Here is a 20,162-nt window from a genome sequence, read left to right on the forward strand (position 1 = left end):
AGGACTTTCCGCGCGCGAGCCATACGACCACTGTCGAGAACCGTTCGGGCGATTTGAGAACGATTCTCAATAGCGTTAGAGTCGGATGCATGACCTCCCTGCGACGTTCCCTGCCTGCGCTCGGCCTGGCGGCAGCATCCGCCCTCGTCCTCGCCGGATGCGCGGGCACGGCCGCGGGTGATGACGCGGGCGACGGGAAGATCGCGGTCGTCGCGTCGACCAACGTGTACGGCCAGATCGCCGAGGAGATCGGCGGCGACCTCGTCGACGTCACGTCGATCGTGTCGAACGAATCGCAGGACCCGCACTCGTTCGAGCCGAGCGCGCGCGACCAGCTCGCCGTGTCGAAGGCCGACGTCGTCATCGAGAACGGCGGCGGTTACGACTCGTTCGTCGACGCGCTGATCGACTCCAGCGGCACCGAGGCGCCCGTCGTGACGGCGGTCGAGTACTCGCACGACTGGCCCGAGAACGCCGGCCACGACGAAGAGAGCGCGGGCGACGCCGAAGACCACGCCCACGACCACGGCGACCACGACCACGTCGAGGGCTTCAACGAGCACGTCTGGTACGACCCGCACACCATCGCACACGTCGCGGAGGCCATCGCCCACGAGCTCGGCGAACTGCGCCCTGACGACGCCGAGACCTTCACCGCCAACGCCGAGGCGTTCGCCGCCGAGATCGCCGGCCTCGAGGCGTCGCTCGACGAGATCGGTGCGGCGCACGCCGGTGAGAAGGTCTTCGTCACCGAGCCGGTGCCGGTGTACCTCGTCGAGGCGGCCGGGCTCGAGAACGCGACGCCCGCGAAGTTCAGCGAGGCTGTCGAGGAGGGGCAGGATGTCGCGCCCGCGACCCTGCTCGAATCCCTTGCGCTCGTGCAGGGCGGCGAGGTGAGCGTCGTGATCACGAACACTCAGACCGGCGGCGCCGAGACGCAGGAGATCGTCGACGAGGCGGACGGGCTCGGCATCCCGGTGATCGCGTTCTCGGAAACGCTGCCGGAGGGGCAGACTTACATCTCGTGGATGCAGGCGAACATCGAGGCGCTGAACGGAGCGCTCCAGGCGTGACGCCGGCATCCCGCGGCGCGGGGCGCCCCGTCGTCCTCAGCATCAGGGATGCCGCTCTCCAGCGCGGCGACCGCGAGCTCTGGGCGGGTCTCGATCTCGACGTGCACTCCGGCGAGCTCGTGGCCGTGCTCGGCCCGAGCGGCTCGGGCAAGACGACACTGCTGCGTGCGATCCTCGGCCTCGAGCCGCTCTCGCGGGGCGCGATCACGGTTCAGGGCGAGCCCGTGGCCCACAAGGGGAGCCGCAGCATCGGCTACATCCCGCAGGCCCGGCCGCTGCCGCGCGACACGTCGCTGCGGGGCCGCGACCTGGTGACGCTCGGCGTCGACGGGCACCGCTTCGGCGTGCCGATCCCGCGCCGCGGCGATCGCGCGCGGGTCGATGCGCTCATCGACGCCGTCGGCGCGCGCGACTTCGCGGATCGACCCGTCGGTCTCCTCTCGGGCGGCGAGCAGCAGCGCCTTCGCGCGGGCCAGGCGCTCGCGGACGACCCGCGGCTCCTGCTGTGCGACGAGCCGCTCACGAGCCTCGACCTCGCGAATCAGCAGGCGGTCATCGGCCTCATCGACCGGCATCGCCGGGAGAAGGATGCCGCGGTCCTGCTCGTCACACACGACATCAACCCGCTGCTGGGCAAGGTCGACCGCATCCTGTACATCGCCAATGGGCGGTTCACCCTCGGCACGCCGCAGGAGGTGCTCCGCTCCGACGTCCTCACGGCGCTGTACGGAGCGCACGTGTTCGTGCTGCGTGCGGGCGACCGGCTCGTGGTGGTCGGAGCGCCCGACGCCGAGGCATCCCACCACCATCACGACCACGGGGCTCACGAATGAACGGGAACGACATCGCGGACGCGATGTTCGGCGGGCTGCCCTATTACGGCGAGATCCTCGCGCTGGTGTCGAACTCGGTGTGGGCGGGCGCGGTGCTCGGGCTCGTCGGCGGGCTCGTCGGCGTCTTCGTCATGCAGCGCGACATGGCATTCGCGGTGCACGGCATCAGCGAGCTGTCGTTCGCGGGTGCCGCGGCGGCGCTCCTCATCGGCTGGGACGTGGTCACCGGGTCCATCGTCGGCTCGCTCATCGCGGCCGCCATCATCGGCGTGCTGGGGGCGAAGGCGCGCGACCGCAACTCGATCATCGGCGTGCTGATGCCGTTCGGGCTGGGTCTCGGCATCCTGTTCCTCTCGCTCTACGACGGCCGCAGCGCCAACCGCTTCAGCCTCCTCACCGGGCAGATCGTGTCGGTGCAGACCGGGCAGCTCGGGTGGCTGATCGGCATCGGCGCCGTCGTGCTGCTCGGTCTGCTGCTCATCTGGCGCCCGCTGCGGTTCGACTCGCTCGACCCGCAGTCCGCCGCGGCACGCGGCGTGCCGACGACCGCCGTGTCGCTCGGCTTCATGCTGCTACTCGGCCTCATCGTGGCCGTCGCCGTGCACATCATCGGCGCGCTGCTCGTGATGGCTCTCCTCGTCACGCCCGCCGCCGCGGCGATGCGCATCGCGTCGGGGCCCCTGTCAGTGCCGCTGCTGTCGGCGCTGTTCGGCTTCGCGTCGGCGGTCGGCGGCATCCTCCTCGCGATCATGGGAACCCTCCCGGTGAGCCCGTACATCACGACGATCTCGTTCCTGATCTACGTCGTGTGCCGCGCGGTCGGTGCCCGCCGCGGCCGCGTCACGCGCGTCGTCCTGCCGGAGTCGGCCCGATGACCGGCGCCCGGGTGACGCACAGGACCCCTCGGTAGACTCGCCCCCATGGCCCAGCGCAACACGTGGCAGCGCGAACGCGTGCGCGAAGCGCTGTCGGACGCCCGCGGATTCGTCAGCGCGCAGTCGCTGCACGCCACCCTGCGCGACGACAACACCGGCATCGGACTCGCCACCGTGTACCGCGCGCTCGCCGGGCTCGCCGCCCAGGGCGAGGCCGATTCCCTGCAGAGCCCCGAGGGCGAGGCGCTGTACCGCGCCTGCTCCAGCACCGGCCATCACCACCATCTGATCTGCCGCTCCTGCGGACTGACCGTCGAGATCGAGGCGACGGACGTCGAGCAGTGGGCCAAGCGCACCGCCGAGCGCCACGGATTCCGCGACGCCGAGCACGTCGTCGACATCTTCGGGCTCTGCGCGAACTGCGCCGCCGCCCGGGATGCCCAGCGTGACGCGAACTGACCCCGGCACGCGGGCGCGCTCTTCGGAGCACCGCCACGGATCGATGACGGATGCTGCGCCGCAGCCATCCGCGCAGGCGCGAACCCTGCTCTGGCTCGGTGTGGGTGTGGCCGTCGTCGGCGGCCTCTTCCTCATCGACTGGCTCGCGCCGAGCCTGTTCCCGGCATCCCTCCCCACCCGCGCGCAGGACGGGCTGACCCTCGCGATCAGCGTGCTCATCGAGTCGCTGCCCTTCGTGGCCCTCGGCGTGGTGCTGTCGATCGTCGTGCAGGTGTGGGTGCCCCCGGGCGTCATCGAGCGATGGATGCCGCGGCGCGGGTGGGCCCGACGCGCGGTGCTGTCCCTCCTCGGCATGATCGTGCCGGTGTGCGAATGCGGCAACGTGCCGTTCGCGCGCGGCCTCCTCATGCGCGGATTCTCGGTGCCCGAGACGCTGACGTTCCTCATCGCGGCGCCGATCGTGAACCCCATCGTCATCATCACGACGCACCAGGCGTTCGGCTTCAGTGACGGCATCCTCATCGCGCGCCTGCTCGGCGGGTACGCGATCGCGAACCTCATCGGATGGCTGTATTCGCGGCATCCGTCTCCCGACGCCCTGCTCACCGACCGCTTCCGCGACACGTGCGAGCTCGTGGTGCACGAGCCGGGCGGCAGGTGGCGGCGCACGCTCGCGCAGTTCGTGATCGAGCTGCGCGCGGTGATGCCGGCGCTCGTCATCGGCTCGGCGCTCGCCGGCGCGGTGCAGGTGCTCATCCCGCGCGAGGCGCTGCTCGCGATCGGCGCCAACCCGGCGCTGTCGATCGTCGCGATGATGGCCCTCGCGATGGTGGTGTCGATCTGCTCGAACGTCGACGCGTTCTTCGCGTTGTCGTTCGCCTCGACCTTCACGCCCGGGTCGATCGTCGCCTTCCTGCTGGTCGGACCGCTCGTCGACGTCAAGATGCTCGCGCTCATGCGCACGACGTTCACATGGCGCACGCTCGGCGGCATCGTCGTGGTCGTCGTGCTGTCGGCCTTCGCGATCGGGACGGCGGTGAACCTCCTTGCGTAGGGCAGGTTTCGTCGGCACGCGGTGGCTCGGGGTCGGGCTCGCCGCGGCGCTCGCCGTCTTCACGCTCTCCCTCGCGGTGACCGGGCGGCTCGGGCTGTACATCAACCCCGACTCGACGTGGTTCGCGGTGTCGATGGCGGTGTTCCTGCTGATCGGCGCAGTGGCCTCGTTCGCGCTCCCGCTCGGGGCGGAGGCCGACCACGGCCACGACCACGGGGACGAACGCGTCCCGCAGACCCGAGGCGTTTCGACTTCGGGCGCTGGCGCGCCCTTCGCTCAACGACCGGAACCCTTCACCCCGCTCATTGAGCGCGGTCGAGAGCAGGTTCCCACGCTCGTTGAGCGAGCGAGGTACGAGCGAGTCGAAACGCCTGAGCGCGTTCCCTCGTTCGTTGAGCGAGCGAGGTACGAGCGAGTCGAAACGCCTGAGCAGGTTCCCTCGTTCGTTGAGCGAGCGAGGTACGAGCGAGTCGAAACGCCTGAGCAGGTTCCCTCGTTCGTTGAGCGAGCGAGGTACGAGCGAGTCGAAACGCCTGAGCGCGGTCGGGAGCACGACCACGAACGTGTCACGCAGGCCCAGCGCGTTTCGACTTCGGGCGCTGGCGCGCCCTTCGCTCAACGACCGGAGACTCTCACCCCGCTCGTCGAGCGCGATCACGACCACGACCACCACGCCCCGCACCCGCTCGCGGTCGCGGCCACGGTCGTCGGCGGGGTGGCGGCATCCGGGGTCGTCGTGCTGACCCTCGTGCTGCCCCCGGCCTCGCTGAGCGCGGAGCTCGCGATGTCGCGCGACGTGGGCGCGACGCCGTTGTTCGGCGGGGCCGACACGGTGCAGCTGGCCTCGACCGGCGACACCGCCTCCTTCGGCGTCGGCGAGTGGGCGACGGTGTTCGCGACGGCGACCAATCCCGACGCGTTCGACGGCGAGACCGTCGAGCTCACGGGGTTCGTGACGCCGGGAGAGGGCGACGCCTTCGACCTCACGCGTCTGGTCATCACGCACTGCGTCATCGACGCGCAACCCGCGAGCCTGCCCGTCGTGAGCGACTCCGGCGCGCCCGACACCGGGCAGTGGGTCTCGATCACCGGCACCGTGCGCTCCTCGTCGGACGGGCAGCTCGTCGTCGACGCGGCCGCGGTCGAGGAGATCGCCGAGCCCGAGGACCCGTATGAGTACTGACCGGACCTCGCGTCGCTCGCGGTCCCGGCGTCGCCGGGGCCGCGCGTTCGTCGGGACCTTCGCGATCGTCGTCGGCCTGCTGGCCGTGTTCGGGCTCGCCGGAGCGGCCGCGAGCGTCGCGCAGGGGCCGCGGGTGACCCAGGCGTACGTGGATCCGGAGGCGGCGGCCGCGGCATCCGGGGCCCGTCTCATCGTGACCACCACGCAGTCGCTCGCCGGCGTCGACCCGTCGCAGGTGACGATCACGCCCGCGACGCCGTTCGCCGTCGACACGTCGGGGCGCAGCGTCGGCGTGCGGTTCACCCTGCCGCTGTGGGACGACACGGAGTACACCGTGACCATCGACGATGTGGCCTCGCTCGGCGGCGGGCCGACCGCGACGATCACGCAGACCTTCCGCACGCCGGCGGCCGAGGTGTTCCTGATGCAGCGCGGGACCAACGCCGGCGACCTCATCTACCGCACAGACCTCACCGGGCAGGATGCCGTGCCGGTGTTCCGGCACGCGCACATCGAGGACTTCCGGGCGACGGCCCAGCACCTCGTCGTCTCGGTGCGCACCGAAGACGACCGGGCCGGCCTCATCGTGACCGACCTCGACGGCGAGAACGCGCACGAGGTGCCGCTCCCGGGAGACGGATACGTGTCGAACTTGCAGACCGCCGACCGCGGTGAGCGCATCGGGTACACCTTCTCGGACGCCGAGCTCAGCGCCGACTCCGGCCGCGAGAGCCGGCTGTACACGGCGTCGCTGAGCGATCCCACCGCAGAACCGGTCGCGATCGAGGTCGAGGGCGCCGATCCTCGTGTCGCGGAGTGGCGGTTCGTGCCCGACACGGACAGCATCCTGCTCCTCTCGTTCGACGGCTCGCTGATGCTGACCGGATCGGAGAGCGCGAACGGTGCGCCGACCGCGCTCGGTGACGCGATGACGATCGAGGGCATCGCGCGCGGCTCCAGCGAGGCCGTGGTCGACCGCCCCGACCGCGCGGCCGTCATCGACCTCACCGACGCGAGCGAAGAGCCGCTCGTCGCTTCCGACATCGACCTCGGGGGCACCACCTCGGTGACGCCGCTCCCCGACGGCTCCACCATCCGCACGGCGGCGGTGCTCGACGCCGACGGCGTGCCGACCGGGCGCACATCGGTCGCCCGCGTGGGCGCGGACGGCGCGGCGACCATGCTCACCGAGATCGCCGACACGGATGCCGTCATCCAGGTGTGCGTGTCGCCCAGCGCCCGATACCTCGCGGTGCTCGTGGCGCCTGACGCGGTGACGAACTCGTACGACACCTACCAGCACCCGCTGCCCGAGCGCCCCGAGACGCGCATCCTCGAGGTGGCCGACGGCGATCCCGTCGTCGCCCTCAACGGCGCCTCGATCTCGTGGTGCCAGGTGCCCCCGCGTTGATCAGGCGCAGATCACCAGCGCTCGCCGAGGTGCCCCGACGCGGTTGTCGCGTCGGCGCGCGGACGTAGACTCGGCCCCATGGCGCGGGACCTCTGGCGTGCGGCGACCCGCGCAGACCTGCAGGGCCTTCCGGCCGACGTCGCGCCCCGCCTGCTCGGGGCACGCCTGACGACGGTGGTCGAAGGCGAGACGGTGGCGGTGCGCCTGACGGAGGTCGAGGCGTACCACGGTCGCGGCACCGGGCCGGTGCCTGATCCGGGCTCGCACGCGCGCATGGGCCAGACCGCCCGCAACGCGACGATGTGGGGCGAACCCGGGCACCTGTACGTGTACCTCAGCCACGGCATCCACTCCTGCGTCAACGTCGTGTGCGGCCCCGACGGGGTCGCCGGCGGTGTGCTGCTGCGGGCGGGTCAGGTGATGGAGGGGACGGATGCTGCGACCCGCCGCCGACCGGCAGCCCGAACACCGCGCGACCTGGCTCGCGGGCCAGGCCGGTTCGGCGATGCGGTGGGACTGCGGCATCCGATGCACGACGGCATCGACGCGATCACCGGTGCGCCGCTGAACGGCGCGGTGGCCAGGCTCGAGCTGCTCGCCGACCCGCTCGCCGAGGTCGCGTCGGGGCCGCGCGTCGGCGTCGCGGGCGTGGCCGGGACCGCCGTGTTCCCGTGGCGGTACTGGATCCCGGGCGAGGAGACGGTGTCGCCGTTCCGCTGGGGGCGCGGCGCGCGCGAGGTCAGCGAAGCGACGTGACCGCGACGACGGTCGTGCGCAGCGCCTTCATGTTCTTCTCGTAGCGGGCGGCCATGAAGATGAGCAGCGCGCCGCCGAGGCCGAGCCACAGCCACCACGGCACCGCGACGTAGGCGGTCGAGATCCAGGGCCACAGCTGGGCGACCCCGTGCACGATCAGCACCGCGGACCCCATCAGGAGCGGCGCTTGGAGTCGGTAGACCGCCCCCACGACGACCATCGCGAGCGCCACGACGCCCAGCGACACGATGCGCCACAGCTCGGACTCGCCCAGCCAGGCCTCGTCCGCGGCGCCCGGGATCGCCGACCCGCCGAAGTCGTGCAATAGCGACGGCACCGTCAGCAGCGCGAGCCATGGGCCGAGCGTGGGCCATGTGCGCGACCGCGGTGCACGGCGCAGAGTGCGCACGCCGTACGCGATCCCGCCGAGGGCCGGCGGCACCGCGACGAGTTCGATGGGCCGGACGTCACCGACGGTGAGCGCCATGATGGCGAAGCCGGCGCCCGCGAGGGCGGCCGTGACCGGCAGGGCCAGGCCGAGCCGCGTGCGCGCGGCGGTGCCGACCACGGTGGCGGCGGTGAGTGCCGACATCACCGCCGCGGTGCGCAGCTCGTCGCCCGTCTGCTGCACGAGCAGCAGCGCCAGCTCGGCGAGGGCGAACAGCGCCGAGGCGACCGCGAAGCCCGCCCCGGCGGTGAGCCCGACGGCGCGCGACGGCGTCGCGCGGAGCGCCGCGAGCGCGACCGCGCCCGCGATCCCCGCGCCGGCGACCGCCCAGAGGTCGGGCTCGAGGCCGCCGGCGGGCGCCACCTCGAGGAACCGGATGCCGCACGCGACGACCGCGATGACGAGCCCGCCCACGGCGAGCACGCCGCCCAGCCGCGTCCAGCGGCGCAGGCCCAGCACCGAGGCGCCGGCCACACCGAGCACCCCCCCGATGACGGCGGTCACGGTCGTGAGCACGAGGTCGGCTTCGGAATGCGTGAGCGACATCGCGACGACCAGGGCGGCGCCGGCGCCGGCGAGGACGGCCGCCCCGCGGGCGGCGGCCGGTGCCGAGCCGCGTGCCGTCAGCAGGACCGCCACCGCGACGGCACCCAGGCCCACGAGGATGGCCACCGCGGCGTCACCTTCGAAGCCGGGCAGGACGAGCCCACGCAGCCCCATCACGACCGCGGCGAGGCCGAGCAGCAGCGACGTCGGTGTGCGCAGCGTCCAGACGTCGACGAACATCGGGGTGCGGGGAGCGGGAGCGGCGACCGGGGCCGGCGCCGGAATGAAGACGGGCTCCGCATCGGCGGGAACGTCCCGCCCGGGTTCCCGGAGGGCGGCCGCTCCGCCCGCTGCCGCGAGGGTGAGTGCCACGTACGCCCAGATCCGCGCGGGTTCCGCCGCGACGAGGAGGCTCGGCGCGCCGGCGAGCACCAGTCCCACGATCCACGCCGGCCCCTCTGCACCGGGCCATGCGGCGCCGGCCCGCCGCCGGCGGAGCATGCCGAGGACGGCGCCGACCAGGCACATCGCGGCGACGGGGAGCGACACCGCCTCGACCTCGGTCGCCGCGCCCAGGAACCAGCCCGCGACTCCCACGACGAAGGCGGCCGTGAGCGAGATCCAGCGGGTGGTGCCGGTCAGCGGCAGGCGGTTGAATCCTGCCGCGGAGAGGTGCAGCGCGGCGAGCATGATGAGCGTCCCGGCGACGATGCGCGGCTCGTCGGCGACCGGCACGATCGCGACGACCGCGGCGACGAGGGCCGCCGGGGGCACGATGAGCGCGTACAGGCCCGACGAGAGGCGGCTCGGCCGGGCGAGCGTCATGCCCCAGCCTGACGCGTACGCGACCGCGACCAGCAGCACGAGCCAGAGCACCTGCGACCCCTGCCCCTCGAAGGCGCGCTCCACGGCGACGAGTCCGATCGCGATCACCGCCACCGCGGCGCCGAGCGCAGCGGCGGGACGGATGCTGCGCACCGGCGTGAACGACAGCGCCAGGCACACCGCCACCGCGACGAGCGCGATGACCACGCCGCGCACCGGGTCCCCGGTCCATCCCTCGACGGCGGGCGCCCAGAGGCCGAGGGCGAGACCGCCGGCCAGCGCGACGCTCGCCTCGGCGCGGCGGCGCAGCCGCACCAGGAGCGCCGCGAAGGCCACGAGCACGACGGCCGACGGCACCACGTACGACTCCACGGCGTCGTGCGTGCCGGGGGTTCCGGCGTCCAGCCACGACCACCACGCGACGATCGCCGCGACGACCGCCGGCCACGCCAGCAGGCGGCGCGGGGCGTCGAGGAGCGGCATCCCGTCCCGCTTCATCGCGAAGCGATCGTCGGCCGGGTCGGCTGAAGTCGTCCCCACCCAGCCACGGGAGACGGATGCTGCGGCGAAGCCGAGGGCGACGAGCACGAGTGCGGCCCACGCGAGGAGGGGAGTCACCGGCCACACCACGACGAGCACGGTGAGGGCTGGGCCGAGATCGGCGGCCAGGCGGCGCAGCACTGCGGCGCGTGGTCGCGGCGGTGCGGACGCGATGTCGGTCGGCCCCTGCGAAGCCGGCGCCGGCGGGGCGTCGTCGCCGGCGCGATGACGCAGGGCGGTGGCCGCCGAGACGAGCGGCACGACGACCGCGGCGGCGGTGAGGGCGAGCGGCGCCCAGTCCGCGTCGCGCAGGCCGACGGCGCCGAGCACGTCGTAGGTCGTCGCGGCCGCGACCGGCGCTGTCAGGGCAGCGGCCAGGATCGGGGGCACTCCGGTGACGCGGGTGACGCCGAACGCGACGATCGCGAGTCCCGCGAGCAGGAGTGCGCCGCGCGCGATGCCGAGGCCGGGCTCGCCGATCGCGGTCAGCAGCGGGTTCGCGGGCGCACCGCTGCCCGGCGTCGTCACGGCCGTGAACGCGCCGATGAGGCTGAACGCCACGAGCACCTCGGCGGAGGCGGCCAGCGCGGTGCGGCTCGCGCGCTCCACCGGCAGCGCGAGCGCAGCGATCAGGGCCGCCAGGCCCACCCACTGCAGCAGCGCCGCGATGACCGGTCCCCCCGCGCCCGTCAGGCCCGTGACGGCAGCGAGGGCGCTCGGAGCGAAGATCGTCGACACCGCGGCGACGGCGACGGGTGCGACGGCCGCGGCGACCGCCGCGACGTCGGTCGGCCGCAGCACCATCCCCAGGGCGATCGGGTACGCCATCGCGGCGGCGATTCCGACGAGCCACAGCCACGGGGTGGCCGCGCCGCCGACGTACGCGGTGACGGCGGCGATCCCGCCGGCGACCAGGTACCCGACCGGGACTCCTCGCGCCGCGATGCCGGTGTCGGGATCGGGCTCGGCGAGGGCCGGGCCGCCGCGGCGGCGATCGCTGCTCCGGACGATCGCGACGACCGCGACCGCGACGATGACCAGCGCGACGGCGATGCCGACGAGGACGGCGGGCACCGCGGTGCGGGCGCCCGCGACCAGCAGGAGGATCGTCGCCACGATCGGAACGAGCCGGCGCGGCAGCGGGCGGGCGAGCGTGGGCGCGGCGAACAGCAGTCCCGCGATGAGCGCCGCGGAGATCAGCGCGAGTAGCGGCGCCTCCGGCGCCGCGGCGGGGAGGGCGAAGGGGTTCGTCCGCCACACCGTCCAGGAGGCGCCGATCGCGGTGACGGCCGTCATTGCCCAGCCGAGCACCACGACGACGATCGACAGCCCGCCGACGGTGGCGGAGGCGATCGCCGCAGGCAGCGACGCGGGGACCCCGCGGCGGCTCCGTACGACGTCGACGACGACGGCGACGAGCACGGCCAACACCGGTGCGACGAGCACGCCGTACAGGGGCAGCTCGCTGCGGAGGGCGAGCTGCCAGCCCGCCAGACCCGCTGCCGCCGTCGCGACGACCGAGCCGACCCCCGAGATCACGCCCGCCGCCGGCAGGGGTGCGCCGTCGACCGGGCGGTGCGCGAGCCGCGCGTGGGCGATGCCGAGCACGACGAGCCCCATGCTGGACCAGATCACGACAGGCAGCGCATCCCAGGTCATGAAGGCCGCGGTGAGCCCCGCCGCCACCAGCGCCCCCACGCCGCTCAGCGAGAGCACGAGGCGCTCGGCGACGGCGTCGGCGCCGCGGCGCGCGGACGAGAGGGGTGCGGGGAGCGCGTGCACCAGGCCGCCGGCCGCGGCCCCGAGCAGGCCGGCCGTCAGCGCCTCGGCGGGCGGCAGCGACGTCAGGCCGCCCACGAGGAATCCGAGGCCCGCGGGCAGCGCGAGCGAGGCGGCGAGGTCGGGTCCGCGCAGGTGCGAGATCCGTGCCCACACGCGGCAGAGCACCGCGACGACGAGGGCGGACACCCCCGCGTACAGCGAGGCATCGGTCGACCCGGTGCCGAGCAGGTCGTTCGCTCGCACGGCCCACGCGTCGAGTGCGAGCAGTCCCACGCCGAGCACGCCGATCGCCTCGGCCGTCGCCCCCAAGTCGCGGCGGCGCAGCCACGACGCCAGCACGATGGTGGCGAGCGTGATGCCGCCGATGATGAGCGCCCGCACGGCGATGCCGGCGACGAACCACGCCAGCAGCAGGAAGAACACGGCGGCGACGCCGACCAGCGAGACCCCGACGATCAGCAGCAGCACCGGGACGGTCAGCCGGCGGCGGGGAGCGGATGCCGTCACCGCCGCGGGTGCGGACGACCCAGGGCGCTGAGGCACCGAGGCGGCGGGTGCGGGCGGTGCGGGCGGGCGCGGGGGCACCACGATCTCGGGTGCCATCCTCGTGGGAGCCGCGGTGGCGGACCCCTGTACGGTGACGAGCCCGATCGCGTCGGGTGTCGTGAGAGACGTCACGTTCGCGGGCCCGGCGGCGACCGTGACCGCGCCGGTCTCTGCCGCGACGGGAACGGGCGATGCGGCCAAGGTCGCGGGCGCAGCATCCGTCGTCGCCATGGCGGCCGTCACGTGCGCGAGGCGGATCGTGTCCATCAGCTGCTGGCGGGACAGCTCGAGCGTGAGCATCTGGCGGCCGAGCTCCAGGACGCGGGGCGCGCGCGGGTCGGTCAGCGCGAAGCCGCACGCCCCGCAGACCTGCGCCGTGACGGCGGTGAAGCACGACGGGCACCGGTGCGCGTCGGCGAGATCGAAGGGAGACGCGGGCCACAGGGGGCCGTCGTCGTGCGATTGGCTCATGTCATCCCCTCTCCGGGATTGACGACATGGTCCAGGAGGATCCGCCGCGCGCGCGAGAATTTGTGGACAGGCACAGGCCTCTCGGCGCCCCAGGCGGCTCGCATTGGACCACTTGCTAGGAGAGATTCCTGCCCCGGAATATAGCGGTGCTCGCACGGATCGCCCCGCAACCTCGACGCGTGAGGCGGAACCGGGCCGCGTCAAGTCCGACACGCCGTCCGTGCTAGACTGACTCTTTGTCTGCGCGCCTCCAGCACGCAGTACGTGTTTCGACTCGCTTCGCTCGTTCAACGACCGGAAGATTCCGGGCGGTGGCGGCGCATGCATCGAGATGCAGACAAGGGATCTTGGGTGAGGCCGTCCGGCCCCACGGTACTAAGGAGACATCACTATGGCAGCAGTGTGCCAGGTGACCGGAGCGGTTCCCGGCTTCGGTCACAACATCTCGCACTCGCACCGCCGGACGAAGCGGCGCTTCGACCCGAACGTGCAGAAGAAGACCTACTTCGTTCCGTCGCTGGGTCGCAACATCAAGCTGAACGTTTCGGCCAAGGGCATCAAGGTCATCGACGCCCGCGGCATCGAGGCGGTCGTGCGTGACCTCCAGGCGAAGGGTGTGAAGCTCTAATGGCCAAGAAGGCACAGGACGTCCGTCCGATCATCAAGCTGCGTTCGACTGCGGGCACGGGTTACACCTACGTCACGCGCAAGAACCGCCGCAACAACCCCGACCGCATCGTGCTCAAGAAGTACGACCCGGTCGTCCGCAAGCACGTCGATTTCCGAGAGGAGCGTTGATCCATGGCTAAGAAGAGCAAGATCGCGCGCAACAAGCAGCGCCAGGAGGTCGTCGACCGCTACGCCGCCAAGCGCCTCGAACTGAAGAAGGCGCTCGTTTCGCCGACGTCGACCGACGAGGAGCGCGAAGCCGCTCGCGTGGGCCTGCAGAAGCTGCCCCGCAACGCGTCGCCGGTCCGCCTGCGTTCGCGCGACGTCATCGACGGCCGCCCCCGCGGTGTCCTCACGAAGTTCGGCATCTCGCGTGTCCGCTTCCGTGACATGGCGCACCGTGGCGAGCTGCCCGGCGTGACCAAGTCGAGCTGGTAAGCACCCGCTTCACAGAAGGCCCGGAGTTCCTCGGAACTCCGGGCCTTCTGCTTTCATTCGACATCTGGACGCGCGGTGTGTATCGTTACAAACCGTCTTATCCGATGTTTCGAAGGAGAACACCGTGCCCGACCTCCGCGCCCGCGCCGTCGTCGACCTGGACGTCCCCGGTCCGGTCATCAGCCGCCACCTCTACGGTCACTTCGCCGAGCATCTCGGGCGGTGCATCTACGGCGGCTTCTACGTGGGCGAGGACTCCGATGTCCCGAACGAGCGCGGCATCCGCCTCGACGTGGTCGAGGCACTCAAGCGCATCGGCATTCCGAACCTCCGCTGGCCGGGCGGCTGCTTCGCCGACGAGTACCACTGGCGTGACGGGATCGGGCCCAAGGAGTCCCGGCCCCGCATGGTGAACACCCATTGGGGCGACATCGTCGAGAACAACCACTTCGGCACGCACGAGTTCATGGACCTGTGCGAGATGCTCGGCGCAGACGCGTACGTGAGCGGCAACGTCGGCAGCGGCAGCGTGCAGGAGATGAGCGACTGGGTCGAGTACCTCACGCGCGACGGCGACAGCCCGATGGCGAGCCTGCGCCGGGCCAACGGACGCGACGAGCCGTGGAAGGTGCCGTTCTGGGGCATCGGCAACGAGGCGTGGGGCTGCGGCGGGAACTTCACCGCCCCCCAGTTCGCCGCCGAGGCGCGACGCTACGCCACCTTCTGCCGCGACCACGGCGGAAACAAGCTGTACCGGATCGCCGCCGGCGCGTCCGACGACGACGTGACCTGGACGACGGCGCTCATGGAGGCGCTGAACTGCCTGGGGTGCCAGCACGACCCCAAGAACATCTTCCAGGCGATCTCGTTCCACTACTACACCGTCGCCGGCACCTGGGAGCACAAGGGCAGCGCCACCTCGTTCTCCACCGAGGACTACTACGCGACGATGTCGAAGGCGCAGGACATCGAGCGGGTCATCAGCACGCACGCCCGGATCATGGACGCCTACGACCCGGGCAAGAAGGTCGGGCTCGTGCTCGACGAGTGGGGCACGTGGTGGGACGTCGAGGAGGGCACGAACCCGGGCTTCCTCTACCAGCAGAACACCGTGCGGGACGCGCTCGTGGCCGCCGTGCACTTCGACGCGTTCCACCGCAACGCCGACCGCCTCGCGATGGCCAACATCGCGCAGACGGTGAACGTGCTGCAGGCGATGCTGCTGACGGATGCGGAGACCGGCGCCCTCGTGCTCACGCCGACATACCACGTCTTCGAGATGAACCGCGGTCACCACGACGCGACGTCGCTCGCTGTCCACGTTCTGGACGCCCCCGACTCCCGCGAGGCGGACGGTCGACCGCTGCAGGTGGTGTCGGCGTCGGCGAGCACCAAGGACTCGACGGCGCTGCTCTCGCTGAGCAACCTGGACGCCGAGGCATCCCTGACCATCGACGTCGACCTCCGCGGCCGAGCCGTGACGACCGCGGTCGCCCGCGTACTCGCCGGCGACTCGGCCGCCGCGCACAACACCGCGGAGAGGCCGGATGCCGTGGCCCCGGTGGCGCTGGACACCGAGCTGCGCGAGGGCACGCTGCGCGTGACGCTGCCGGCGCATTCGTTCGCTACGGTCGCGCTGCAGTTGGCCTGACGGCCCACCCGGACAGCCGAGGGATAGAGTTCGGCAATGGCCACCCTGCGCGACGTCGCCAAGGCTGCCGGCGTCTCGCCGATGACGGTGTCGAACGTGCTCAACAAGCACCCGCATGTGCGCGCGGAGACGCGTGAGCGGGTGCTCAAGGCGATCGACGACCTCGGCTACCGGGTCAACGTGGCCGCCCGCAACCTGCGGGCGGGGCGCACCAACACGATCGGGTTCGCCGTGCCCGAGGTCGAGTCGCCGTACTTCGGGCAGCTGGCTTCGCGCATCATCGCGAAGGCGCACGATGCGGGCTATCGCGTCGCGATCGAGCGGACCGGAGCGTCGCGCGAGAACGAGCTCTCGGCGATCGCGTCGTCGCGCACGCGGATGTACGACGGCCTGATCCTCTCAGCAGTCGGACTCGGACCTGCGGACCGCGAACTGCTCGACACCGACATGCCCATGGTGATCCTCGGCGAGAGCCTGTTCGGCGCACCCGTCGACCACATCGCCCTGCCGAACGAGGAGGGCACCTACGCCGCGACGACGCACCTGATCGAGAGGGGATGCCGCCGGATCGCCATCGTCCAGGGTGGCGACCCGGACAGGCTCAGCGTGACATCCCTGCGCCACGCGGGGTACCGGCGGGCGCTGGCCGATCACGGGATGGACCTCGATCCATCGCTCGTCGTCCAACGCGATCATCTGAGCCTGGAGGACGGGCGAACCGCCGCCCACCAGCTCGTCGACGCGGGCGCCGGACTGGACGCCGTGGTGTGCATCACCGACACCGTCGCGCTCGGCGTGCTGCGGGGACTCGCCGACCGCGGGCTCTCCGCGCCCGCCCAGGTGCGCGTCGTCGGGTTCGACGACATCCTCGAGGCCCGGTACAGCGTGCCCAGCCTCACGACGATCAACCCCGATCACGAGGAGGTCGCCCGGCTCGCCGTCGAGCTCCTGCTCGCACGGCTGGCGGATGCCCCGGACTGGCAGCCCCAGGACCACGTCACCGGGTTCCGCCTGGTCGCGCGCGAGTCGACCGGGTGAGCCCGGCGTGAGATGGCGCGGGGCTCTTCGGAACCCCGGGCCTTCCGCATGTCAACCGCGTGCCTCCCCCGCCCGCGAGCGGGAGGATGGGGACATGCCGCTGGACCCGTTCTTCGAAGAGCGCCTGCGGGTGCATCGCAAGTACATGTTCGATCAGGCGATGGGCGCCGTAAGGACGCGCCTGACCGCCCTGTGGCCGTTCAGCCGCCGCGCCGGCCTTCCCGCCGCAGCACCGGCCGCCGCCGATGCGACGGCGAGACCCGCGAAGAAGAAGGCGGATCCGGCTCTCGGCCCCCACGCCCGTGCGCGGGCGCGGCACCGTCGCGCGGCGCTCGCGTGGGACCGCACAGAGCTGAGCACGGTCGGCACGCCCGGACCCGAGGTGCGCATCACCGAGCACCAGGTCGCCGTGCCGGGGCATCCGTCGGTGCGCGTGCGGGTCTACCACCCGTCCGTCGTGGGCGGTGCGCCGGTGCCCGCAGTGCTGGCGTTCTTCGGCGGGGCCTTCCGCATCGGGGGTATCGATTACCCGACGACGGATGCCGCCTACCGCCGACGCTGCGTCGACGCCCACGTCAGGATCGCCGCCGTCGACTACGCGCTCGCGCCCGAGCACCGCTACCCGGTGCAGATCGAGCAGGGGTATGCGGCGCTCGACTGGCTGTTCGACTCCGCCGGCGAGGTCGGCGCCGACCCCACGCGCATCGGCGTGATGGGCATCTCGGCGGGTGGCGGCCTCGCGGCCGCGCTGACGCTCGTGAACCGTGACCGCGCGAACCACCGCCTCGCGCTGCAGGTGCTGGAGGTGCCCGTCGTAGATCTGACCGGCGCCCACATGGATCTCGGCGCGATGCGCGCACTGCACATCCCGCGGTTCCTCACGAGGCGAGAGCTCCGGTCGGTCGCGCGCACCTACCTCGCCCGGCCTCAGGATGCCCGCGAGCCGTACGCGTCACCGCTGCGCGCAGCCTCGCACGAGGGGCTGCCGCCCGCGGTGATCCTCACCGCCGAGTACGACCCGCTGCGCGGCGACGGCGACGCGTACGGAGCGGCTCTGCGGCGGGCAGGCGTCGACGCGAGTGTCGTCCGCTACCAGGGCGTGACGCACGACGCCCCGATCTTCACGGGTGCGCTGCCGGCTGCCCGCCGCTGGCACGACGACGTGGTGGCCGCCCTCCGTCGCCTCCACGCCTGACGGGGCCCCCGCCGATCCGGAATTCGGACTTTCTGCGGTTTTCCGGATGCTGCCGCCCCGGGGGACCCGGAAACGCACCGAATCTCCGTTTTCCGGATCGGTGGGTGGGCGTGGGGCGGCGGTCGTGAGTGGGCGCAGTGAAGGCCCGGGGTTCCGAAGAACCCCGGGCCCTCTGCGTCCCACCGCGGACACCGGCCGGGACACCACCCGGCCGCCGAACCACCAGTGCGACTGGGAGCTCGACGACCGGGTGCTGATGGAGCGGCGCGGGGGCGCAGCATCCGTCTACTGTGCCGCCTCCGTCTCGGAAGCCTCTGCCGTCTCGCGCACCTGGTGGGTGGTCGCCCACTGCAGGGCGTAGTCTGCGATCTCCTCCCAGCCGTCCTGGCTCACCAGGCGGTGGGTGCGGCCCGCGTACTCCTTGTACTCGACGATCGCGGGGCTGCCGGTGGACCGGTACTTCTTCACGACGGCCTTGCCGATCGCCGGCGGTACGACGTGGTCGATCTCCCCGGTGATGATCAGCAGCGGGGCGCGGTCGATGCGGCCGTAGTCGACGTGGGTGACGCCTCCCTTCTCGTTGAGCACCGACGAGACGCCCTCGAAGAAGACGCGGTTGTAGGAGTTGACCGCGTACTCCGCCCAGAGCTTGTCGGACTCCTCGCGCGGGAGGTCGTTGCCGAACGTGAAGTGGAAGTGGCGCTTGCTGAGCGGCTTGGCGCCGTTGATGCCGAACGGGTTCGACAGGATCGGGGTGCCGGTCCACAGGGTCGAGAGCGGCAGCGTGGTGACGCCGGCGGTCTGTCCGGGCGCGACGCCGACGTAGGCGACGCCGAGGCCGCGGTCGGCGAGCATCTGCGTGAGGACTCCCCCGAACGAGTGCCCGATGATGATCGGCTTCTCGGGGAGCTCGCGGATGATGCGCTCGTAGTTGTCGGCGATCTGCTTGAGGCCGATGCCCTTGAGCGCCTCGGGGTTGTTCCGGATGTCGTCGACCGTGCGGTCGTCGATGCCGGGCCAGCCCGGGACGATCACCTGGTGGCCGGCGGCGCGGAAGCGCTCGGCCCAGGTGTCCCAGCTCTTCGGGGTCATCCAGAGGCCGTGGATCAGGACGATCGGGGTCTTGGTCGTGGTGTTCATCTCGTGCTCCTCGGTGGTGTTGCGGTGGGTTCGGTGGGTCTCAGGGCCCGGATTCCGGTGTGTCTCCGGCTGATGTGTCCCGATGGTAGACCGAACGTTCTATCTATGCAAGACTATTCCCATGAGCACCACCACCGCCGCACCGGATGCGGCATCCCGCCCGTCGTCCGCACGCCGGCGTCTGCTGCAGGCGGCGACGGACCTCTTCTACAACGAGGGCATCCACTCGGTGGGCGTCGACCGCATCATCGAGGAGGCCGGCGTGACGCGGGCCACGATGTACAAGCAGTTCGCGGGCAAGGAGGGCCTGGTGCTCGCCTACCTCGAGGGCGAGGACCAGGGGCTGCGGGCGCTGTTCACCCAGGCGTCGCACGCGTCGGACGACCCCGAGGTGCTCCTCGACCTCGTCGTCGCCGGCATCGAGCAAGACATCCGCGACCGCCACACGCGCGGCTGTCCGTTCATCAACGCCGCCGCCGAGTATCCCGACGAGGGACCGGTGCGCGACCTCATCGCCGACCACCGCGAGTGGTTCCGCGAGACCCTGCGGCAGCTGGCCGCCGGTGCGGGGCTGCGCGATCCCGAGGGGGTCGCGGCATCCTTGGTCCTGCTGCGCGATGCGGCGCTGGTCGGCGGCTACCTCGACGGGCAGGATCGCGTCGGCCCGGCGTTCGCCCGGACCGCACGCGATCTCATCGCCGCGCACAAGCGCTGAACGCTGTCGGCGTAATCGGGGCTCAGGAGCCACTTCCGTCACTCTTTTCACACGACACGCGGCCCTAATCTCCAGAAATCCGCAGAAATACGCGGATCTGTCGGCCATGTCAGGTACATTCGGGACCGGTCGATCCGACCAGCCGGGGGGCGACGCCAACCGGTCCGAGCAATGACAAGACGGCACTCGTCGTCTTTGGAGGACATACCAAATGGCCGACAAGACCATCACCAAGACCGAGCTCGTCGCGAGCATCGCGAGCGCGACCGGCCAGAGCCAGTCCGCCGTCTCTGGCGTGCTCGACTCCCTCTTCTCCACCGTCTCCGACGCGGTCGCCGCCGGCAGCAAGGTCTCGATCCCGGGCTGGATCGCGTTCGAGCAGGTCGCCACCTCGGCTCGCACGGGCCGCAACCCGCAGACCGGCGAGGAGATCAAGATCCCCGCGGGCAAGCGCGTCAAGGTCACCGCGGGCTCGAAGCTGAAGGCCGCCGTCAAGTAATCCGACGCACACCTC

18 protein-coding genes are annotated in these 20,162 nt (G+C 71.8%); 16 read left to right on the plus strand and 2 right to left on the minus strand.

Annotated features, from left to right (window positions below; genetic code table 11):
- Window positions 1–89: 89 nt before the first annotated feature.
- The 8 genes from MRBLWH7_RS14260 to MRBLWH7_RS14295 all read left to right on the plus strand — a co-directional run bounded on the left by MRBLWH7_RS14260 (window position 90) and on the right by MRBLWH7_RS14295 (window position 7,644).
- Entirely contained in the window at window positions 90–1,073 is a 984-nt protein-coding gene (locus tag MRBLWH7_RS14260) for a zinc ABC transporter substrate-binding protein (RefSeq protein ID WP_341995580.1), read from the plus strand.
- A complete protein-coding gene (locus MRBLWH7_RS14265; RefSeq protein WP_341995582.1) occupies window positions 1,070–1,906 on the plus strand; it encodes a metal ABC transporter ATP-binding protein in 837 nt (278 codons plus the stop codon). Before MRBLWH7_RS14260 ends, MRBLWH7_RS14265 begins: the two co-directional genes overlap by 4 nt.
- Complete coding sequence (locus tag MRBLWH7_RS14270) at window positions 1,903–2,781, plus strand: metal ABC transporter permease (protein WP_341995584.1); 879 nt, start codon at window positions 1,903–1,905, stop codon at window positions 2,779–2,781. Before MRBLWH7_RS14265 ends, MRBLWH7_RS14270 begins: the two co-directional genes overlap by 4 nt.
- A gap of 45 nt (window positions 2,782–2,826) precedes the next feature.
- The gene (locus MRBLWH7_RS14275; RefSeq protein WP_341995586.1) at window positions 2,827–3,240 is read left to right on the plus strand and encodes a transcriptional repressor; all 414 of its coding nucleotides are present in this window, start codon (window positions 2,827–2,829) and stop codon (window positions 3,238–3,240) included.
- A gap of 43 nt (window positions 3,241–3,283) precedes the next feature.
- Window positions 3,284–4,294, plus strand: coding sequence for a permease (locus MRBLWH7_RS14280; protein WP_342002061.1), 1,011 nt, complete (start codon window positions 3,284–3,286; stop codon window positions 4,292–4,294).
- Window positions 4,287–5,477, plus strand: coding sequence for a TIGR03943 family protein (locus MRBLWH7_RS14285; RefSeq protein WP_341995588.1), 1,191 nt, complete (start codon window positions 4,287–4,289; stop codon window positions 5,475–5,477). Before MRBLWH7_RS14280 ends, MRBLWH7_RS14285 begins: the two co-directional genes overlap by 8 nt.
- Window positions 5,467–6,888 carry a hypothetical protein gene (locus tag MRBLWH7_RS14290; RefSeq protein WP_341995590.1) on the plus strand — a complete coding sequence of 474 codons (1,422 nt, stop codon included), beginning with the start codon at window positions 5,467–5,469 and terminating at the stop codon, window positions 6,886–6,888. Before MRBLWH7_RS14285 ends, MRBLWH7_RS14290 begins: the two co-directional genes overlap by 11 nt.
- 78 nt (window positions 6,889–6,966) lie before the next feature.
- Complete coding sequence (locus tag MRBLWH7_RS14295) at window positions 6,967–7,644, plus strand: DNA-3-methyladenine glycosylase (protein ID WP_341995592.1); 678 nt, start codon at window positions 6,967–6,969, stop codon at window positions 7,642–7,644.
- On the opposite strand, the gene MRBLWH7_RS14300 is transcribed toward MRBLWH7_RS14295, so the two are convergent.
- Window positions 7,628–12,802, minus strand: coding sequence for a hypothetical protein (locus tag MRBLWH7_RS14300; protein WP_341995594.1), 5,175 nt, complete (start codon window positions 12,800–12,802; stop codon window positions 7,628–7,630). The genes MRBLWH7_RS14295 and MRBLWH7_RS14300 overlap by 17 nt on opposite strands.
- Window positions 12,803–13,193: 391 nt before the next feature.
- Between MRBLWH7_RS14300 and rpmB the strand changes: the two genes are divergently transcribed.
- From rpmB to MRBLWH7_RS14330, 6 genes are all read left to right on the plus strand, one after another.
- Window positions 13,194–13,430 carry a 50S ribosomal protein L28 gene (gene rpmB / locus MRBLWH7_RS14305; protein ID WP_013584774.1) on the plus strand — a complete coding sequence of 79 codons (237 nt, stop codon included), beginning with the start codon at window positions 13,194–13,196 and terminating at the stop codon, window positions 13,428–13,430.
- Window positions 13,430–13,600 (plus strand): 50S ribosomal protein L33, encoded by a 171-nt coding sequence (gene rpmG, locus MRBLWH7_RS14310; protein WP_013584775.1) that lies wholly within the window; start codon window positions 13,430–13,432, stop codon window positions 13,598–13,600. The genes rpmB and rpmG overlap by 1 nt, the downstream gene beginning before the upstream one ends.
- Before the next feature lie 3 nt (window positions 13,601–13,603).
- On the plus strand, window positions 13,604–13,909 hold the full coding sequence (gene rpsN / locus MRBLWH7_RS14315; protein ID WP_018173549.1) for a 30S ribosomal protein S14: 306 nt from the start codon (window positions 13,604–13,606) through the stop codon (window positions 13,907–13,909).
- Window positions 13,910–14,033: 124 nt separating this feature from the next.
- Window positions 14,034–15,560 carry an alpha-L-arabinofuranosidase C-terminal domain-containing protein gene (locus MRBLWH7_RS14320; protein WP_341995610.1) on the plus strand — a complete coding sequence of 509 codons (1,527 nt, stop codon included), beginning with the start codon at window positions 14,034–14,036 and terminating at the stop codon, window positions 15,558–15,560.
- A 36-nt stretch (window positions 15,561–15,596) separates the two neighbouring features.
- Window positions 15,597–16,598, plus strand: coding sequence for a LacI family DNA-binding transcriptional regulator (locus MRBLWH7_RS14325; protein ID WP_341995612.1), 1,002 nt, complete (start codon window positions 15,597–15,599; stop codon window positions 16,596–16,598).
- 94 nt (window positions 16,599–16,692) lie between these two features.
- Complete coding sequence (locus MRBLWH7_RS14330) at window positions 16,693–17,793, plus strand: alpha/beta hydrolase (RefSeq protein WP_341995614.1); 1,101 nt, start codon at window positions 16,693–16,695, stop codon at window positions 17,791–17,793.
- Between the two features lie 285 nt (window positions 17,794–18,078).
- Here MRBLWH7_RS14330 and MRBLWH7_RS14335 read toward each other — a convergent pair whose 3' ends face one another.
- Window positions 18,079–18,933, minus strand: a complete 855-nt coding sequence (locus MRBLWH7_RS14335; protein WP_341995617.1) for an alpha/beta hydrolase — start codon at window positions 18,931–18,933, stop codon at window positions 18,079–18,081.
- Window positions 18,934–19,054: 121 nt separating this feature from the next.
- Here MRBLWH7_RS14335 and MRBLWH7_RS14340 point away from each other — a divergent pair, with 121 nt between their 5' ends.
- The gene (locus MRBLWH7_RS14340; RefSeq protein ID WP_341995619.1) at window positions 19,055–19,648 is read left to right on the plus strand and encodes a TetR/AcrR family transcriptional regulator; all 594 of its coding nucleotides are present in this window, start codon (window positions 19,055–19,057) and stop codon (window positions 19,646–19,648) included.
- A 211-nt stretch (window positions 19,649–19,859) separates the two neighbouring features.
- Window positions 19,860–20,147 carry an HU family DNA-binding protein gene (locus tag MRBLWH7_RS14345; protein ID WP_045301792.1) on the plus strand — a complete coding sequence of 96 codons (288 nt, stop codon included), beginning with the start codon at window positions 19,860–19,862 and terminating at the stop codon, window positions 20,145–20,147.
- Window positions 20,148–20,162 lie beyond the last annotated feature (15 nt).

It is taken from the genome of Microbacterium sp. LWH7-1.2, from assembly GCF_038397755.1.
GTDB lineage: Bacteria > Actinomycetota > Actinomycetes > Actinomycetales > Microbacteriaceae > Microbacterium.

Coding starts and splice junctions, on each gene's coding strand:
- MRBLWH7_RS14340 (WP_341995619.1), top strand. CDS start 19,055: ATGAGCACCACCACCGCCGCACCGGATGCGGCATCCCGCCCGTCGTCC.
- MRBLWH7_RS14290 (WP_341995590.1), top strand. CDS start 5,467: ATGAGTACTGACCGGACCTCGCGTCGCTCGCGGTCCCGGCGTCGCCGG.
- MRBLWH7_RS14260 (WP_341995580.1), top strand. CDS start 90: ATGACCTCCCTGCGACGTTCCCTGCCTGCGCTCGGCCTGGCGGCAGCA.
- MRBLWH7_RS14345 (WP_045301792.1), top strand. CDS start 19,860: ATGGCCGACAAGACCATCACCAAGACCGAGCTCGTCGCGAGCATCGCG.
- MRBLWH7_RS14280 (WP_342002061.1), top strand. CDS start 3,284: ATGACGGATGCTGCGCCGCAGCCATCCGCGCAGGCGCGAACCCTGCTC.
- rpmG (WP_013584775.1), top strand. CDS start 13,430: ATGGCCAAGAAGGCACAGGACGTCCGTCCGATCATCAAGCTGCGTTCG.
- MRBLWH7_RS14270 (WP_341995584.1), top strand. CDS start 1,903: ATGAACGGGAACGACATCGCGGACGCGATGTTCGGCGGGCTGCCCTAT.
- MRBLWH7_RS14300 (WP_341995594.1), bottom strand. CDS start 12,802: ATGAGCCAATCGCACGACGACGGCCCCCTGTGGCCCGCGTCTCCCTTC.
- MRBLWH7_RS14330 (WP_341995614.1), top strand. CDS start 16,693: ATGCCGCTGGACCCGTTCTTCGAAGAGCGCCTGCGGGTGCATCGCAAG.
- MRBLWH7_RS14275 (WP_341995586.1), top strand. CDS start 2,827: ATGGCCCAGCGCAACACGTGGCAGCGCGAACGCGTGCGCGAAGCGCTG.
- MRBLWH7_RS14335 (WP_341995617.1), bottom strand. CDS start 18,933: ATGAACACCACGACCAAGACCCCGATCGTCCTGATCCACGGCCTCTGG.
- rpsN (WP_018173549.1), top strand. CDS start 13,604: ATGGCTAAGAAGAGCAAGATCGCGCGCAACAAGCAGCGCCAGGAGGTC.
- MRBLWH7_RS14325 (WP_341995612.1), top strand. CDS start 15,597: ATGGCCACCCTGCGCGACGTCGCCAAGGCTGCCGGCGTCTCGCCGATG.
- rpmB (WP_013584774.1), top strand. CDS start 13,194: ATGGCAGCAGTGTGCCAGGTGACCGGAGCGGTTCCCGGCTTCGGTCAC.
- MRBLWH7_RS14295 (WP_341995592.1), top strand. CDS start 6,967: ATGGCGCGGGACCTCTGGCGTGCGGCGACCCGCGCAGACCTGCAGGGC.